The following is a 16,557-nucleotide window of genomic DNA, read 5'->3' as shown; positions in this document are numbered from 1 at the left end:
GCACCGCACAGCAGGTGTGAGGCCCTCTTCGGAGGGACCCTCTCCGGAGGGTTTGAAAAATCAACATGGGGATGATCGGTTTCGACAGCGGCTGTCGAGGCAGGGGAAGCGTGTCGAGAAAGCGGCCATGATCTCGTAAACCACAGGCCGAAAAAAATAATCGCCACTGTTAAGAGCGATTCTCCCGAGCGTTTCGCGCTCGCTGCCTGATAAGTAGCGACCAGCGAAACTCTCCTTAATGGGAGTGTCAGCCCGGGGATGTTCCCGACCCGGATCCTGGCATCAGCTAGGGGACTAAACCTTGATCCCGGTCACGGGGTGAAGAGGGAAACCAAACAGTGACTGGGCCCGTCGGCGACTTGTTCGCGTGATCGCCGGGGCCGAGAAAATCACAGCGAACTGCACACGGAGAAGCCCTGGTTCCGCACCGTTGGACGCGGGTTCGATTCCCGCCATCTCCACTCATCCCATGTGGGCAGAGGCCTCGTCGCTTTCGGGCGGCGAGGCCTTCGTCATGCCCGGATTCGGCCTTGATCGGAGCGAACATCGCATGACGTTCGAAGAACCGCGGAGCGTGCTCGTACATGCCCGGGGCGAGCCATCCCCGCTGTACGAGCCAGTGGATCCCAAGGCCCACGACGACCTCGGAGCCTTCACCCGCAACGTCCCGCTGTACGACGACCGGCTGGCCCTCCCGGCAGAACTCGTGGACGTACTGCGCTCCTGGTCGTCGGCCCGTCCCCCCGCGGAATCCACCTCTCGCCCCGACCTGCGCAAGCACGTCAAGCAGGGGCTGGAGACAGCCCGGCGACTGGCCAGGTGGCTCGGCCCGTCGTGGTCGGTGCGCTATTGGGACGAGCGCCACAGGACGGCGAAATGGGTGTGCTGGGGCTGCGACCGCCTGCACTGGGAGCGTGACGGCCACGGCATACCGCCGCACCCGGTCGACCTCACGGTCGAGGGCGAGTTCAAGTACGGCCCGTTGCGCTCCGAGGGATTCGGGGACTTCTTCCCCGACGACCCCGCCGCCGGGCTGGCCCTGTCCGACGACCTCGTCGCCGATCTGTACACATGGGCGGAGAGCATCGACAGCACGCTGAACCGGGAACTGCGGGACCGGGAGGAAGGCAAGTACGACGCCCAGTGGCAGCGGCTGTTCCGCGAAGGGACGGAGCTGGCGAGACGAATCGCCCACGAGCTCGGCCCTGCCCGGACGGTCACCTACAAAGGTCTGGCCCATGGCGGTCTGGCCGCGTTGACATCGATCAGCTGGCAGGGAGACCGGCAGTTGTGAGCGCGAGCTGAAGCAGACCCGCCTCCAGGACGCACGGGAGTAGCGGAACGGGTACGCAGCGTGCTTGTGCACGGTGTGGCAGCGGGAGGCGGGTGAGCGCGTGGCTTCGGGGGAGTAACAGCGACTCGCAGGGCGGCGCCTGCCTCGAAGTCGCCGTCCGCCCCCGCACCATCCACATCCGAGACTCCAAGCTGGGCACCCGAAGCCCCCGCTTCACCGTCCGTTGCGACGCCTGGACCGCCTTCCTCGAATACGCCTCGCGCGAGATGCTGCCGAGGAGTTGATCAGCAGGGCCAGGGCCGCCGCCGTGACCGGTGCCGCGTACGCGGTTGTCGGGGAGGTGTGTTCCGCCAGGTAGCCGCCCGCCGCCGAACCGCAGGCTATGCCGGTCAGCAGGCCGGTGACGACGAGGCTCATGCCCTCGTTCAGACGGTCCGCGGGCGTGAGGCGCTGGACCAGCGTCATCGCCGTGACCATGGTCGGCGCGGTGGCCATGCCCGCGACGAGCAGGGCCGCGGCCAGTGCCCAGAGGGAGCCGCTCGTGCGCGCGGCCAGCAACGGCAGCGACATCAGCGCGGTCATCGCGAGCAGACACCTCGACAACTGCGGGGCGGCCGGCTTCAGCGCCCCGTACAGCAGCCCCGCCGCGCAGGAACCCGCCGCCTGGAGCGCCAGCACCGCGCCCGCCGCCGAACGGTGGCCCTGCCCGTCCGCGTACGCGATGGTGACGACCTCCATCGCGCCGAACACCGCGCCCGTGGCGACGAAGCAGGCCAGCAGGGGCGCGATGCCAGGGGTGCGCAGCGGCGACGCGCCCCGGGTGCGCCCCCGGGGCGGCGGCTCGGTCGCGCGCTGTGCGGTGAACAGCAGCATGCCGGCCAGCAGCAGCGCGGCGCCCACGAGCGTGCCCGCCTCCGGGAAGAGCGCCCCGGTCAGGAAGGACGCCAGAACCGGGCCGAGCATGAAGCACAGCTCGTCCGCGGCCTGTTCGAAGGAGTTCGCGGTGTGCAGCGCGTCCGGGTCGTCGTGCAGCACATGGGCCCAGCGGGCGCGGGACAGGCCGCCGATGTTGGGGGTGGTGGCGGTGGCGGCGTACGCGGCGAACAGGGTCCAGTCCGGGGCGCCGAGGCGGACGCAGAGCAGCAGCGCGAGGCTGCCCAGCACGGCGGTGACCGTGGCCGGTACCGCGACCCGCGCCTGTCCGTGCCGGTCGACGAGCCGGGCGACCCAGGGCCCGGCCACCGCGGTTGCGGCCAGCCCCGTCGCGGTGACGGCGCCGGCGAGCGCGTACGAGCCCCGCGCACCGGCGATCATGACGACCGCGCTCACCCCGAACATGCCCATGGGGAGCCGGGCGATCAGATTCCCGGCGGTGAAGGCACGGGTGCCGGGGCGGGCGAAGAGACGCCGGTACGGGGCAAGGCGGAGCCGGGGCACGGTGAGCTGAGGCATGACCCCACCGTCACCCGGAGTGGATCAAGGGGTCCAACACCTGATCGCTGCCGATTGACGCACCCACGTTGTAAATTCGCCGGATGCCCACCCCCGCCCACCTGGACCCCCGCCTCCTGCGCGCCTTCGTCACCGTCGCCGAGGAGCTCCACTTCACCCGCGCCGCGGCCCGCCTGTACGTCGCCCAGCAGGCGCTCAGCCGGGACGTACGGCGGCTGGAGCGGGAGCTGGCCGCCGAGCTGTTCGTACGGACCACCCGGCAGGTCACGCTGACCGCCGACGGCGAGCGGCTGCTGCCGTACGCCCGCCGGGTCCTCGCCGCCCAGGACGAACTGCTCGCCGCGTTCGGACAGGCCCGCCCCCTGCTGGTGGACCTGAACTCCCCGGGCCTGGCCACCGGCCGCCGTGTGCTGCACCGGGCCCGGGAACTCGCCCCCGACTGCGAGCTGATGGCCCGCTACGAGAGCGGACTGACGGGCGCGGCCACCGAACTGCTCGCCGGGCGCCTCGACGCGTCCTTCGGGCGGTTCGCGGGCCTGGCCCCCGCGCTGCGGGCCGGTCTCGCGCACCAGCCCGTGCGGTACGAGCCGATGGCCGTCGTCCTCCCCGACGACCATCCGCTGGCCCCGCTGGAGGCGGTGCCGCTGGCCGCGCTGGCCGGGGAGACCGTGTACGCCGGTGCCGGGAATCCGCGCACGCCCGAGTGGACCGACCTCGCCCACCACCTCTTCGAGGGACGCGGCATCCGGGTCGCCTCCCCCCTTCCGCTGGCCGTCGGGGACGAGGAGTTCGAGCGGATCATGGCGAAGACGCGTAACCCCATCCTTGCCGTGGTGGACTTTCCGGCCATGCCTCGGACGGTGCTGAGGCCTCTCGTCGACCCCGTCCCGTTGTCCCCCGTGTCACTCGTGTGGCGAAAGGGGCTGGTCCATCCCGGGTTCGACGCCCTTCGGCGGGCAGCGGCGGAGATCACCCGGTCCGAGGGCTGGCTGATACGGCCGACCGATGGATGGATTCACGCCATGGACGAGGCATTCATGAATGCCCACAAATGACACACCACGAACATCGGTCCTCAGGTGTGCGCTACATTCGCGGCCTGAGCACGCTGTGGTACGAGGGGGCGCTTCTGACCAGGTGGGGGCCTGGTTCTGTCGACGTGTGCTCAGGGTCGTCGGCGCACCCGGAACCGTCCCATGGGGGGATGTACGCGCGTGAAGAAGTGGCGAGAAGACGCCCAACCGGAATGGTCTCAATTATCATTCGCGACCCGGAACATGCCGGTGAAGCGGGGAGAGACCCAGGGGTTACCGAAAACCGGAAGGGTGGACACCTTTCGGCCAGATCCAGATCTCTTACTGCCCGACCCCTGGGACGAGTCCACAGGGGAGACCCGCCCCGGACCCGGCGCCGCCGCGGCCCACGACCCCCACGAGGTCACGGTCCAACTCGACGCCCTGCAGGGCGGGGACGTACATCCGAGCCCGGCCGAGAACTCCGCCCGCGGTGGCGGTGACGGCTCCGAAGGGCCGGTCTTCGTCGACGAGTCCGGCCGCCGCGGCCGTACGTTCCGACGGCTCGGCATGCTCGTCGGCATCGCCTGCGCCGTCTACGCCGTCGTCATCGTCGCCACGCTCCTGTCCGGCAGCTCCGACGCACCCTGGCTGCCCGTGCCCGGCCAGAACGAGGACAAGCCGGCCAGTCAGGTCGACAGCCCCCCGCTGCCCGCCGAGTCCGCCGAGCCGTCGACCGGCGACGGCAGCGCCGCACCCGGCGCGAGCCCGGCACCCAGCGACGGTACGACCCCGTCGACCGGCGCCCGCACCACCGCGCCCGGCACCGGCAAGGCCTCGGCCGAGCCGGCCACGACCACCGCCCCGCAGCCGACGGCGACGAAGACGACGTCCGGCGCGGGCGACAGCGGCAGCGGGAGCGGGAGCGGCAGCGCCGGCGGCTCGGCCCCGTCCACCCGCCCCGAGACGCCGACGGCCCCGGCCTCGTCCACCCCGAGCAGCCCCGTCGAGGGCTCCGCCACCCCGACGGAGTCCCCGGCCTCCGTGACGTCCCTGGCCTCTTCGACCCGCCTCTCGCCGGAGCAGGAGCACATCCTCTGATGGCATCCCGCACCCGCCGTCACGAGGCCGCGAGCGGAGCCCGTGCCGGTGCCGCTCCGCGCCGCCGCCTGCCCATGCGCCTGCTGCTGCCGCTGCTCGTCCTGCTCGCCCTGATGGCGATGCTGATGCTGCGCGGCTACGTCCACAGCGAGATCCTCGCCGACCACCGCATCCGGCCCGAGGCAGCCACCGGCAAGGTCCCGGCGGAGATCCTCGACGGCGGCCCGGTCATCGACACCCGCAGCGGCCGCACCACCAGCCTGAAGGTGCCCGACCACCGCCTGGTCCTCACCTTCGACGACGGCCCCGACCCGACCTGGACCCCAAAGGTCCTGGACGTGCTGAAGAAGCACCACGCGCACGCGGTCTTCTTCGTCACCGGGACCATGACCTCCCGCTACCCGGACCTGGTCGAGCGCATGGTCGCCGAGGGCCACGAGGTCGGCCTGCACACCTTCAGCCACCCCGACCTCTCGTACCAGAGCAAGAGACGCATCGACTGGGAGCTGTCCCAGAACCAGCTCGCGATCACCGGCGCGGCGGGCATCCGTACTTCGCTGTTCCGCCCTCCGTACTCCTCCTTCGCCGACGCGATGGACGACAGGTCCTGGCCGGTGACGCAGTACATCGGCACCCGCGGCTACATCACCGTCGTCAACAACACGGACAGCGAGGACTGGAAGAAGCCCGGCGTCGACGAGATCGTCCGCCGCGCCACCCCGCACGGCGGCAAGGGCGCCGTCGTCCTGATGCACGACTCCGGCGGCGACCGCCACCAGACCGTGCAGGCCCTCGACACGTTCCTGCCGACGCTGCAGAAACAGGGCTACGAGTTCGACAACCTCACCGAGGCCCTGGACGCGCCCAGCGCGCACACCCCGGTCGAGGGAGCCGACCTGTGGCAGGGCAGGGCGTGGATCTTCCTGGTCCAGGCCTCGGACCACATCACCGGCGTGCTGGTGGTCGGACTGGCGGTGATCGGGTTCCTGGTCATCAGCCGCTTCGTCCTGATGCTGGTGCTTTCGGGAGCCCACGCCCGCCGGGTCCGCAGGCCCGGCTTCGGCTGGGGACCGCCGGTCACCGAACCGGTGTCGGTGCTCGTCCCCGCGTACAACGAAGCGAAGTGCATCGAGAACACGGTCCGTTCGCTGATGGCGAGCGAGCACCCCATCGAGATCGTCGTCGTCGACGACGGCTCGACGGACGGCACGGCCCGCATCGTGGAGGCGATGGGCGTGCCCAACGTCCGCGTCGTACGCCAGCTGAACGCGGGCAAGCCGGCGGCGCTCAACCGCGGTCTGGCGAACGCCCGTCACGACCTGATCGTGATGATGGACGGCGACACGGTCTTCGAACCGGCCACGGTCCGCGAACTGGTGCAGCCGTTCGGCGACCCCCGGGTCGGCGCGGTCGCCGGCAACGCCAAGGTCGGCAACCGCGACTCGCTCATCGGCGCCTGGCAGCACATCGAGTACGTGATGGGCTTCAACCTCGACCGCCGTATGTACGACGTCCTGCGCTGCATGCCCACGATCCCCGGCGCGGTGGGCGCGTTCCGGCGCTCGGCCCTGGAACGGGTCGGCGGCATGAGCGACGACACGCTGGCCGAGGACACGGACATCACGATGGCCATGCACCGGGACGGCTGGCGCGTGGTCTACGCCGAGAAGGCGCGGGCCTGGACCGAGGCCCCGGAGTCCGTCCAGCAGCTCTGGTCCCAGCGGTACCGCTGGTCGTACGGCACGATGCAGGCGATCTGGAAGCACCGCCGCGCGCTCGTCGAGAGGGGCCCCTCGGGCCGCTTCGGCCGCGTCGGCCTGCCCCTGGTCTCCCTGTTCATGGTCGTGGCCCCGCTCCTGGCCCCCCTGATCGACGTGTTCCTCCTCTACGGGGTCGTCTTCGGCCCGACGCGGAAGACGATCGTGGCCTGGCTCGGCGTCCTGGCGATCCAGGCCGTCTGCGCGGCGTACGCCTTCCGCCTGGACCGCGAACGCATGACCCACCTCATCTCGCTGCCCCTGCAGCAGATCCTGTACCGCCAACTCATGTACGTCGTGCTGCTCCAGTCCTGGATCACGGCACTCACCGGCGGCCGCCTGCGCTGGCAGAAGCTGCGCCGCACCGGTGTCGTGGAGACCCCGGGCGGCCCGGTGCCACGCAGCAGCACTGATCGGAGGCCCGTGGCATGACCCACGGACAAACGAGGGGCACACCCCCGGAACCCACGTCCATGCCCACGCTCGACGCCCCCGAGGTCCCCCCTGCCACGCGGAAGCAGCCGGGCGGCAGGGACCGCTACCTGGACCTCCTCCGCTCGATCGCCCTGGTCCGCGTGGTGGTCTACCACTTGTTCGGCTGGGCCTGGCTGACGGTCCTGTTCCCGTCCATGGGCGTGATGTTCGCGCTGGCCGGCTCCCTGATGGCGCGGTCCCTGAACCGCCCGGCACCGAGCGTGATCCGCAGCCGGTTCCGCCGTCTGCTGCCGCCGCTGTGGGCGTTCGGCGCGGTGGCGCTGGCGCTGATGTTCGCGGGCGGCTGGAACCCGGTGAAGGACCCGGACAACGGCGGCACCTGGGGCGTACTGAAGCTGATCGACTACGTGATCCCCGTCGGCGCCCCGCCGTACCCCTGGCACATCGGCTCGAAGTCGGGCCTGTTGGAGGACACTTGGGCGGTACAGGCGGCCGGCCCGCTGTGGTACCTCCGCGCCTACCTCTGGTTCGTGCTGGCATCCCCCTTGCTGCTCAGGGCGTTCCGCAGAGCACCATGGCCAACGCTGCTCGCACCCCTGTGCCTGACGGCGACGATCGGCACGGGCCTGATATCGATCCCCGGCGAGACGGGCAACGCGGTCACCGACTTCGCGGTGTACGGCGGCTGCTGGGTCCTGGGCTTCGCCCACCACGACGGCCTGCTGGCCCGCATCCCCCGCTACGCCGCGGTCTCCTGCTCGGCCCTGCTGATGGCCTTCGGCCTGTGGTGGGCGTCGGGCCACCGGGGCCCCGACGGCTGGGACCTGAACGACATCCCGCTCGCCCAGGCGGCTTGGTCGTTCGGCTTCGTGGTCATCCTGCTCCAGTACTCCCCGTCCTGGCAGGAACTCCCGGGCCGCCTGCGCCGCTGGGACAGACTGGTCACCCTGTCCAACAACCGTGCGGTCACGATCTATCTGTGGCACAACATGCTCATCATGGCGACGGTTCCGATCATCGACCAGGCGTACAACCTCCCGTTCCTGCAGAGCGACCGCGCGGCGTCGGCCCTGGACTCGACGTACATGATCTGGATGTTCGTCCTGGTCTGGCCCCTGATCGGCCTGACGATCGCGGCAGTCGGCTGGATCGAGGACATGGCGGCAAAACGAAGCCCGAGGCTGTGGCCGAACGGCCCGAGAAGCCGCGCACACCACAGGGCGTGACGCCCTTACGTGGCGCGCCTTCACAGAACCTTTGCAGCGGTCAACGGCCGGGCGGCGCCGGACTGCCGCATTGTCACAGATGGGTAATCATCCCCCTTTACTGAAGGGCAAGTTACCCACCCTCTGCCCTTCTCTGCCCCATTCGTCACACCGGCCGCAGAGCAATTCGCTCTGGTACAGCGCCAGTCGGGCCCGATACCGTATAACGCTGCTTCACAGACCCCAACCGCCCCACCAGGAGCCCACCGTGACCCGCCGCCCCCGCCTGCTCACGACTGCCACCGCCGGTGTGACGGCCGTACTCCTGCTTGCCGGTTGCGGTGGGGGTGGGGGCGGGGGGAAGTCGAATGACAAGATTCCGGGGGCGGACACGGGGGGCAAAGCGTCTGCTTCTCCCAGCGCTTCGGCCTCCGCGAACGGCGACCGCCCGAAGATCGAGATGCCGTCCGACTTGTCGTACACCTTTGACTGGCCCAAGACGGGCGACACGGACAAGGATGCGGTCCTGTCGGACAGCGAGCAGTCCATCAAGGCGGTGGACCTTGCAATCGTTCACCAGAACGCGCTCGACAAGCCGTACCTCTACTACTACGAAGGTGAAGCTGCGGCCGGCACGCAGAAGTTCATCCAGAACTATGTGGACCACAAGGCCAGCATCACCGGTGCATACCGCTTCTACTCTCCTGCGGTAGCTGTCTCCAAGGACGGGACGGCCTCCCTCAGCTACTGCGAGGACCAGGGCAAGGCGTACGTCAAGTACCTGCCCAATAAGATCAAGAAGACCGAGGTCACCGCAAAGAGCTACGTCAGCTACCACACGTCGCTCAAGAAGAACAGCAAGGGTGTCTGGGTGATCCAGAAGATCATTTCGCAGAGTGGGAGTGCCGAGTGTCAGCCCTGATGCGCCAACTGAAGACTCTCCCGCTTCTGGTCACCATGGGGACGTGCCTGTCGCTGCTTTCTCTTCCCGGCGTAGCCCATGCCGACGACACGCTGCCCGGCGGCACCCAGAATTCCGAGCCCGGTCCGAAGGGCGACAGCAGCCCTGACGGCACTATCGCGGCCAGCGCCTCAGGCATAGTTTTCGACCGGTCGAAGAACGGCTCCGGCAGTTCGGTCGGCCCCGTCACCTCAACCACCTCCTGGACCCCACCGGCCTGCTGGTATGCCCCGAAGTTCACCCCCGACCAACTCAAGGCATACCTGGAACCCATCTGGGAGGCAGGCTCCACAGGCCCTCAGTGGGACGCTGAGCAGCGCGATCGCTACGTCAACGGCCACCCTTACAAGGACTTCAACAAGGACAAGGCCGACAAGGGCTATTGGTGGGACTCGTTCGTCAACAAGTCGTTCCCGCCAGGCTGGGACAAGTGCGGCAAGCCCATTTTCTGGGTGGACAAGGGTGACCCCCCGCCGCCGGACATCGAAAACGCGGTGACGCCGAAGATCCTGGCTGAACTCGCCTACAACGAGATCCGGGTTCCAACCACGAAGGTGACCCTGGCGCCTGCCAACGGGACCAAGGTCAACCTGCCCACTTGGGCCTGGCTGGACGGTGCCGCGTTCAAGCCCGTCTCGGTCACCGCCTCCGTCCCGGTGCTCGGCATCGCGGCAACGACCACCGCCGAACCGGTGTCCCTCAAGATCGACCCTGGCACGTCGGATGCGGAGACCTACCCGGCCTCGGGCGTCTGCCAGATCGACAACGGCAGCATCGGCGAGCCGTACGCCAAGGGCAAGGCCGACGAGACGCCACCCTGTGGAGTGAAATACCTGCGCTCTTCGGGGAGCGACTCGTACCCCCTGAAAGCCACCATCACTTGGAAGATCCACTGGACGGGCACTGGCGGGGTAGGCGATGACCTGCCTGACGGCACGTTCGGAGCGACTCAGAACGTGGTCGTGCAGGAGATCCAGGCCGTCAACCGATGACAGCCCGCAGCACAGCCGAGGTATAGCCGGACGAAAACATGGATAGCGTGATTCCGCTTTCGGGCAAGGGCTGACGACCCAGGGGAGCGGAACACGTGGCAGACCGACTGACCGTCGACGACGACGAGCTGAAGCACTTCATGAAGTTGCTGAACAAGTCGAGCGACTCACTGAAGGGCCTTCGCAAGGCGCTCAGCGAAGCGACGGTCACCGGTCTCGGCACGGATGACCTGGACGCAGCCTGCGAGGACTTCCAGGACGACTGGAAGTACGGCACCGAACAGATCGGCGAGCAGACCGAGAACCTTGCGAAGATCATCGGTCAGTGCAAGGACAGCTACCAAGAGGTCGACAAGGCGCTGGAAGAGGCGCTGAGGAAGGGCGGCCACGGCAAGGGCGGGTCGGGAAGGTGACGACCACCGCAGGTGTCGGGGCCGATCCCGGCTCGGACACCCACAACCCCTACCCCCACCTCGGCTTCAACCCCGCCCCGGGAAGCACCGAGACGGTACGGGCCCTGCACAAGAAGCTCGCCTCCTGCGCCAAGGTCTTGGACGAGACGCACGGCCTGGTCGCCAAGCTGATGGACGGCAGCTACTGGAAGGGCGACGCCGCCGTGGCCTTCCGGGAGGAACTCCAGGGCGGACCACTGGCCCTCAACCTCAAGAACGCCGTGCACTCGGTCAGCAAGGCGGCCGGGCAACTCGCCCGCTGGGAGGCCGAACTCGACGACTTCCAGCGCCGCGCCAAACGCCTGAACGAGGAAGCGAAGCACGCCCAGGTCACCCTGGACAAGGCCAAGGGCCAGGCAACGAAGGCGAAGCACACTCCCGACCCGGACCAGAAGGCCCTGACCCAGCTGAACACAGCGACAGAGAACGCCCAGGCCGACCTGGACGAGATCATCGGCAAGGCGAAGACACTGGCCGAGGAGCACAGCGAGAAGGCTCAATACCGGGCCGCAAAGATCCACGACACCACCAGGAAACTGGCACCACACGAGCCTGGCGCTTGGGACAAGTTCCTGGACTGGGTGGGCGACAACCTGCCTGACATCCTCAGCTGGACCGCGGCCCTCATCGGCATCATCGCCCTGTTCGTGTCCACCGGTGGAACCGCCGCAGCGGCTCTACTGCTGGCCGCCGCCGCATTGAGCACGGGCGCCGTCGTAGGAAGGCTGGCTGATCCGGTGGTGCGCGCATCCCTGCGGGACGGGTTCCGCCGTGGAGAGTTCGATGCGGACTTCTGGAGCAACGCGGTCGGCTTGGCGGCAGATGGGCTGGGCACGCTGCCCGGGTTGGGAGCCGTCGTGAAGGGTGCGCCTGCTCTCCTGAGGGGAGTTGGAGAGGCGGGCGAGGCGCTCACGGCCGGACAAAGACTTGCTGCTGCCGGCGGCGAGACAATGACGAGTGCCAGGGAGTTCACCGATCTGCACAACCCCATCGGGACGTGGGTGGTGGAGAGGGTGCCCCGATTGAGGTCGACCTTCGAGGCCACCGAGACCGCAGCCCCGTGGGCCGGCTTCGCCACTGCCTCCTACGGGCTGGCCACGAGCGAGTTCGACGCGATGGACAGCGACACCGTAGCGAACATCGGCACTGCCCTGGACGGTTATTTTCTCGGGCCAGTCGATGTGGGAGAAACCATCGATCTTGCCTGCCGTGTATTCCGTCAATGATCAGCCGCTCTGATTTGCCGATCGAGAACGAGGAAACCGCCAATGTATTCCACCGGCCACACCGCGGCGTGGGACCATTCAAGGACCCGAGGCGCCTGGATGCGGCACATGTTGATGAACGTGGTCGGGCTCGTCGCCTGGCCCGTAGGCTGGATTGTACTGCTCGATTTCTCGACGGTCACACCGAACTGGGCCGTGTGGATCTTCATGCCCTACTTCCTTTATGGCTTCTATCGTTTCTTCAATCAGCTCACCTACTTCCCTGCGGCCTTCCGTATGCGCCGCGTCCTGCGCGAATACCCCTGGCAACTACTCGAGAAGGTTCCCAGTGGTCTTGGTAAGTATCCTGGGGCCCAAGACAATGGAATGTGGTTCGAGTTCCGAAATCCGGTCGACTGCGACCATAAGATTCCCTTGATCTTCATCAAGCATCAGCGATCCTACTGGTGGCTGAGGCGCCTGGACGGACCTCGTACCAAACCCGAGCGCAGAGCGCAGATTGAACCCCTCTGGTTTGCAGGCGACCCGCGCTACCTCGCCGTCGTTGCCGCGCCTGCTGCAGGGGGCAAGGCACCGAAACGCCTTCACCTTCTCTACCAGCGCTCTGTTTTGGATAGCCGTTATGCGCCCGCGAGTTGGGCTGCCAGTGCCGCTGACGTTGAGCGTGCTCGCCGAGCCGGGGCCGCATATGTCGAGACGGTTCCGCCGTCCCATGCGTAGCACCGGGACCTTCGCGGATTCCTGGTCCGAGGAAGACGGCATCCGGTTTGCCATCCCTCCCGGGTTCACCCCGCTGCCGATCGATAGCCTCCTTGCCCGCCCGGGCTCTCCTGAGGCGGAACAGTTGAATACGGCAGTGGCGTCCATCCTTGCCTCGGCGCCCGACGAGGCAACCCGTGAACGATTTGTCGTAAACCTGGCTGTGGCTCAGCGGATGATTCGCGCGTTGCGAGTGAGTGGTACGGTCCACTGCTCGTTGGGCTTACACCGCGATGACAGCGGGCGTGGTGATGCAGATGTTCTGCTCTCCCTGTTCACCATCACCTGGGTGGGTACCTGCTGGGCCCCAAGAGCCGTCATTGCTGCGCGGGCCCTTGCAACCTCTCCGGGGCACACGCATATGTCATACGCCGAACTTTCCTGCGGCCCAGCAGCATTCAGTGAGGCATTGCGCACACCGATCCCGGAGTCGGGGATCCCTGCAGCGCCGCTGCTCCAGTTCTACGCCCACCTGCCACACCCGCATGGCACCGGCTTGGCGCTGCTCACCCTGAGCACCACCGCCACGCTCCACCGCGACAGCTATCGCACGTTGCTACGCCGCATCTCCGAACTGGTCACCTTTGAGGAACCGTCTACGCGCACAGCCGAGAACGCGAAGTCTCGATGACCAGGAAACCGCCTGAGGTCCGTTCGCCTCCCACCACCCTCGCGTCGGTCGTGGGTGGTAGCTACTCGTCGAACCACACCACCAAGCGGACGTTCTCCGTGCCATGTACCTCCGCCAGTGTGCGCATCACCGTCCATACCGGGTGCCAATCGCCGTCCTCGGGGAACGCGTCGCGGCGGTAGTCGTGTTCTGCTCGGAAGAGGGTTGTGCCGGTGTTCCATTCCGTGCCCTCGGGGCAGAGGTCGGGGATGCTGGAGGGGTCCGTCGGGGGCGCGGTGTTAGCGGGCTATTCGGGTGGCTCCGGGGGGTGCCGGCTCGTTCCAGTCGATGGCTGATATCTCCGTCCAGGTCAGCCAAGTGGTGCCGAAGGCCGCAGTGCCCCAGGAGGACAGTTCGGTGTGGGGCGTGGTTGACGCGTCCGGTGGGAGGCCGCGATCGGGCGCGATCGGGTGCCACGGGCCGCTGAAATTGCGTGCGCCGAAGAGGTAGGCGAAGGCCTCGTAGTCCCTGGTCACCGTGCCGAGCATCGTGAGGTCGATCGCCGCGTGCCAGGACGTTTCGCCGGTGTCGAGGCCGGGGCCCAGGCGTGGCATTCGATCAGGCCGTGGATGTCGGTTCCCATGCGGTGATCGTGCCGTGAGCAGTGACTGTTCCAAGGGTCGGCCAAGTTCCCGTCAACCGCGGCCCCTCGGCCGCCTCGACCCGTAACGGCGTGGAAAACTACCCTCGTTGCGCAAGTGAAGAGAGTGAAGCTGTCGGCGGGGGAGTGGGCACAGTGAGCAAGCGGCAAGTGCGGAAGATGTTGCAGCTGATGGCGGGAGGTGAGCCCGTGGCGCTCACCAACTCGATGGCTTCTGTGAAGAAGATCGCCCGACTCGCCTTCATCGCCCAGCAGTTCGGGTACGAGTACGCCGACGCCCAGTACACCGGGTCGCGCAACAACGTGCTGAAGATGCTGATCGTGCCGGACCACAGCCCCCAGGCCCGCGCCCGCGCCGCGCAGAACTGGGCGCAGTATCCGAACGCCGCGGACGGCGTCTCGCTGCCGCCCGTCGTGCCCGACGCCCTCGAACTCCTCAAGGCCCGCATCCAGTTCGACCTCACCGGCAAGAACGCCGAGAAGCGGATGCTGTACGGCGCCGGTGGCATCACCCTCGGCCTGATTCTCTACACGCTGCGGAAGGGTGGCGGCGCCTTCAACTTCATTGCCGCCGGTGTTGTTTGGGTCATTCTCACGGGCATCATGGGCATCGGGTTCCTCGTCACCCGGCGCCGCAACGCCAAGTTCGCCGGCCGGCTCCAGGCCGCCGGGTTCATGCCGGTGACCGATGAGGGCGGGCGGTTGCGTTATCTGCCGCCCGGCACCCAGGTTCCGGGACTCCAGCAATGGCAGCAGCCCCAGCAACCGCAGCAGTACCTGCCACAGCAATGGCAGCAGCCTCAGCCGCCGCAGCATCCCCAGCCGCAATACGGGCAAGCAGGGGCCTACCCCGGCGGTCCCTACGGCAACCCCGGCAACTACGGCAACCCCGGCAACTACGGCAACCCCGGCGGTTACGGCCAAGCCACCGCCCCCGGGCCGTACAGCCCCCAGCAGTACCCGAACTGGCAGCAGCAGCAGTCCCCCCAGTTCCCCCAGCCTCCCCAGCGCTGATCCCACCCCCACGCCCCCACGCAATCGCCCTCACCGACGCCCCTCCCGCCGAGTGAGAGCAACGTTCCCTTCCGGTCACCCACAGCCACAGTGCGGAAACGCGTCCTCCCTACCTTCGGGCTCAGTCACTCGTGGAAAGACCGAGCCCCGGAGCACCGTGGAGGCGTCATGACAGCCCCTAGTACAGCCCCCGCCCCCAACAGCAGGGGAGGCCGCTGGATCGAGCACTGGGATCCGGAGGACGAGGCATTCTGGAACGCGACCGGCGAGAAGGTCGCCCGGCGGAATCTCGTCTTCTCGGTGCTGTCCGAGCACATCGGGTTCTCGATCTGGACCATGTGGTCCGTACTCGTGCTCTTCATGGGCCCGGAGTACGGGCTGACCCCGGCCGACAAGTTCCTGCTGACCTCGATGGTCACACTGGTCGGCGCCGTCGTCCGCGTCCCCTACACCTTCGCCGTGGCGGTCTTCGGCGGGCGGAACTGGACGATCATCTCGGCCGGGCTGCTGCTCCTCCCGACCGCGGCCGCCTTCGCCGTGATGAAGCCGGGGACCTCCTTCGACACCTTCCTGCTGGTCGGCCTGCTGGCGGGCATCGGCGGCGGGAACTTCGCGTCGAGCATGACCAACATCAACGCCTTCTTCCCGCTGCGGAAGAAGGGGTGGGCGCTCGGGCTGAACGCCGGCGGCGGCAACATCGGTGTGCCCGTCATCCAGCTGGTCGCCCTCGCCATCATCGGAGCCAGTGGCGGTCCGCGCGTGCTGCTCGGCATCTACGTCCCGCTGATCCTGATCGCCGCCGTCCTCGCCGCCCTCTTCATGGACAACCTCTCCAGCGTGAAGAACGACACCGGTGCCGCCAAGGACGCCGCCAAGGACGCCCACACCTGGATCATGTCCTTCCTCTACATCGGCACCTTCGGGTCGTTCATCGGCTACGCCTTCGCCTTCGGGCAGGTCCTGCAGGTCCAGTTCGGGCGGACCCCGCTGCAGGCCGCGTACCTCACCTTCATCGGCCCGCTCCTCGGCTCGCTCATCCGGCCCGTGGGCGGCTGGCTCGCCGACCGGTACGGCGGCGCGAAGATCACCCTCTGGAACTACGTGGCCATGGCCGCGGCAACCGCCGGCCTCGTCGTCGCCAGCATGCAGAAGTCGCTGCCGCTGTTCGTCTCCGTCTTCGTCGTCCTGTTCGTGCTCACCGGGCTCGGCAACGGCTCGACGTACAAGATGATCCCCGGCATCTTCCAGGCGAAGGCCCTGGCCAAGGGCCTCACCGGTGAGGAGGCGGCCTCCTACGGGCGGCGGCTGTCCGGTGCCTCCATGGGGCTCATCGGGGCGGTCGGCGCGCTCGGCGGCGTCGGCATCAACCTCGCCTTCCGGCAGTCGTACCTCTCCTACGGCTCCGGCACCGGTGCCTTCGTCGCCTTCCTCGCCTTCTACGGCCTCTGCTTCGTGGTGACCTGGGCCGTATACCTTCGCCGCCCGGCAGCGGTGACGCAGACCACGGCCGCGGCCGAGGCAAAGCCGCAGCTCAGCTACGCCGAGGTGTGACGTAACACCGGTGACATCAAGTCGAACCGAGCCTGTCACGCACCGTTGACAGGCTCGTTCGACATCCAGGTATC

The 16,557-nt window shown here is 67.9% G+C and carries 16 protein-coding genes and 1 other RNA gene; 15 read left to right on the top strand and 2 right to left on the bottom strand.

The genetic code is table 11. The annotated features are described in order from the left end of the window. Positions 1 to 67: 67 nt before the first annotated feature. From ssrA to AB0I54_RS10305, 3 genes are all read left to right on the top strand, one after another. Positions 68 to 464: a transfer-messenger RNA gene (ssrA, locus tag AB0I54_RS10315) on the top strand. An 86-nt stretch (positions 465 to 550) separates the two neighbouring features. Then, entirely contained in the window at positions 551 to 1,294 is a 744-nt protein-coding gene (locus AB0I54_RS10310; protein WP_363295474.1) for a hypothetical protein, read from the top strand. Between the two features lie 92 nt (positions 1,295 to 1,386). Further along, positions 1,387 to 1,578: a DUF397 domain-containing protein gene (locus AB0I54_RS10305; RefSeq protein WP_363295473.1), complete on the top strand. Its 192-nt coding sequence runs from the start codon at positions 1,387 to 1,389 to the stop codon at positions 1,576 to 1,578. On the opposite strand, the gene AB0I54_RS10300 is transcribed toward AB0I54_RS10305, so the two are convergent. Then, entirely contained in the window at positions 1,508 to 2,746 is a 1,239-nt protein-coding gene (locus AB0I54_RS10300) for an MFS transporter (protein ID WP_363295472.1), read from the bottom strand. The two genes, AB0I54_RS10305 and AB0I54_RS10300, sit on opposite strands and share 71 nt — an antisense overlap. A gap of 83 nt (positions 2,747 to 2,829) precedes the next feature. On the opposite strand from AB0I54_RS10300, the gene AB0I54_RS10295 reads away from it, so the two are divergent. The 10 genes from AB0I54_RS10295 (at position 2,830) to AB0I54_RS10250 (ending at position 13,278) form a co-directional block, all read left to right on the top strand. Beyond that, positions 2,830 to 3,801 carry a LysR family transcriptional regulator gene (locus AB0I54_RS10295; protein ID WP_363295471.1) on the top strand — a complete coding sequence of 324 codons (972 nt, stop codon included), beginning with the start codon at positions 2,830 to 2,832 and terminating at the stop codon, positions 3,799 to 3,801. Between the two features lie 270 nt (positions 3,802 to 4,071). Continuing rightward, positions 4,072 to 4,860 (top strand): hypothetical protein, encoded by a 789-nt coding sequence (locus AB0I54_RS10290; protein ID WP_363295470.1) that lies wholly within the window; start codon positions 4,072 to 4,074, stop codon positions 4,858 to 4,860. Continuing rightward, positions 4,860 to 7,049 (top strand): glycosyltransferase, encoded by a 2,190-nt coding sequence (locus tag AB0I54_RS10285; protein ID WP_363295469.1) that lies wholly within the window; start codon positions 4,860 to 4,862, stop codon positions 7,047 to 7,049. Before AB0I54_RS10290 ends, AB0I54_RS10285 begins: the two co-directional genes overlap by 1 nt. Positions 7,050 to 7,090: 41 nt before the next feature. Next, a complete protein-coding gene (locus tag AB0I54_RS10280) occupies positions 7,091 to 8,278 on the top strand; it encodes an acyltransferase (protein ID WP_363295468.1) in 1,188 nt (395 codons plus the stop codon). Positions 8,279 to 8,633: 355 nt separating this feature from the next. Continuing rightward, complete coding sequence (locus AB0I54_RS10275; protein ID WP_363295522.1) at positions 8,634 to 9,179, top strand: hypothetical protein; 546 nt, start codon at positions 8,634 to 8,636, stop codon at positions 9,177 to 9,179. Between the two features lie 35 nt (positions 9,180 to 9,214). Then, positions 9,215 to 10,210 carry a hypothetical protein gene (locus AB0I54_RS10270; RefSeq protein WP_363295521.1) on the top strand — a complete coding sequence of 332 codons (996 nt, stop codon included), beginning with the start codon at positions 9,215 to 9,217 and terminating at the stop codon, positions 10,208 to 10,210. 95 nt (positions 10,211 to 10,305) lie between these two features. Continuing rightward, positions 10,306 to 10,623, top strand: coding sequence for a hypothetical protein (locus AB0I54_RS10265; RefSeq protein WP_363295467.1), 318 nt, complete (start codon positions 10,306 to 10,308; stop codon positions 10,621 to 10,623). Then, positions 10,620 to 11,888: a hypothetical protein gene (locus AB0I54_RS10260; protein ID WP_363295466.1), complete on the top strand. Its 1,269-nt coding sequence runs from the start codon at positions 10,620 to 10,622 to the stop codon at positions 11,886 to 11,888. The genes AB0I54_RS10265 and AB0I54_RS10260 overlap by 4 nt, the downstream gene beginning before the upstream one ends. 108 nt (positions 11,889 to 11,996) lie before the next feature. Beyond that, the gene (locus AB0I54_RS10255) at positions 11,997 to 12,608 is read left to right on the top strand and encodes a hypothetical protein (RefSeq protein ID WP_363295465.1); all 612 of its coding nucleotides are present in this window, start codon (positions 11,997 to 11,999) and stop codon (positions 12,606 to 12,608) included. Continuing rightward, positions 12,601 to 13,278, top strand: a complete 678-nt coding sequence (locus tag AB0I54_RS10250; RefSeq protein ID WP_363295464.1) for a hypothetical protein — start codon at positions 12,601 to 12,603, stop codon at positions 13,276 to 13,278. Before AB0I54_RS10255 ends, AB0I54_RS10250 begins: the two co-directional genes overlap by 8 nt. 278 nt (positions 13,279 to 13,556) lie before the next feature. Here the strand turns inward: AB0I54_RS10250 and AB0I54_RS10245 are convergent, their stop codons facing one another. Continuing rightward, the gene (locus AB0I54_RS10245; RefSeq protein WP_363295463.1) at positions 13,557 to 13,871 is read right to left on the bottom strand and encodes a hypothetical protein; all 315 of its coding nucleotides are present in this window, start codon (positions 13,869 to 13,871) and stop codon (positions 13,557 to 13,559) included. Between the two features lie 182 nt (positions 13,872 to 14,053). Here AB0I54_RS10245 and AB0I54_RS10240 point away from each other — a divergent pair, with 182 nt between their 5' ends. Then, entirely contained in the window at positions 14,054 to 14,932 is an 879-nt protein-coding gene (locus tag AB0I54_RS10240; protein WP_363295462.1) for a hypothetical protein, read from the top strand. Positions 14,933 to 15,100: 168 nt separating this feature from the next. After that, entirely contained in the window at positions 15,101 to 16,483 is a 1,383-nt protein-coding gene (locus AB0I54_RS10235) for a nitrate/nitrite transporter (RefSeq protein WP_363295461.1), read from the top strand. Positions 16,484 to 16,557 lie beyond the last annotated feature (74 nt).

This window comes from Streptomyces sp. NPDC050625 (assembly GCF_040654755.1).
In the GTDB taxonomy this organism is placed as follows: domain Bacteria; phylum Actinomycetota; class Actinomycetes; order Streptomycetales; family Streptomycetaceae; genus Streptomyces.
This window is presented reverse-complemented; position numbering and strand designations above follow the sequence as displayed.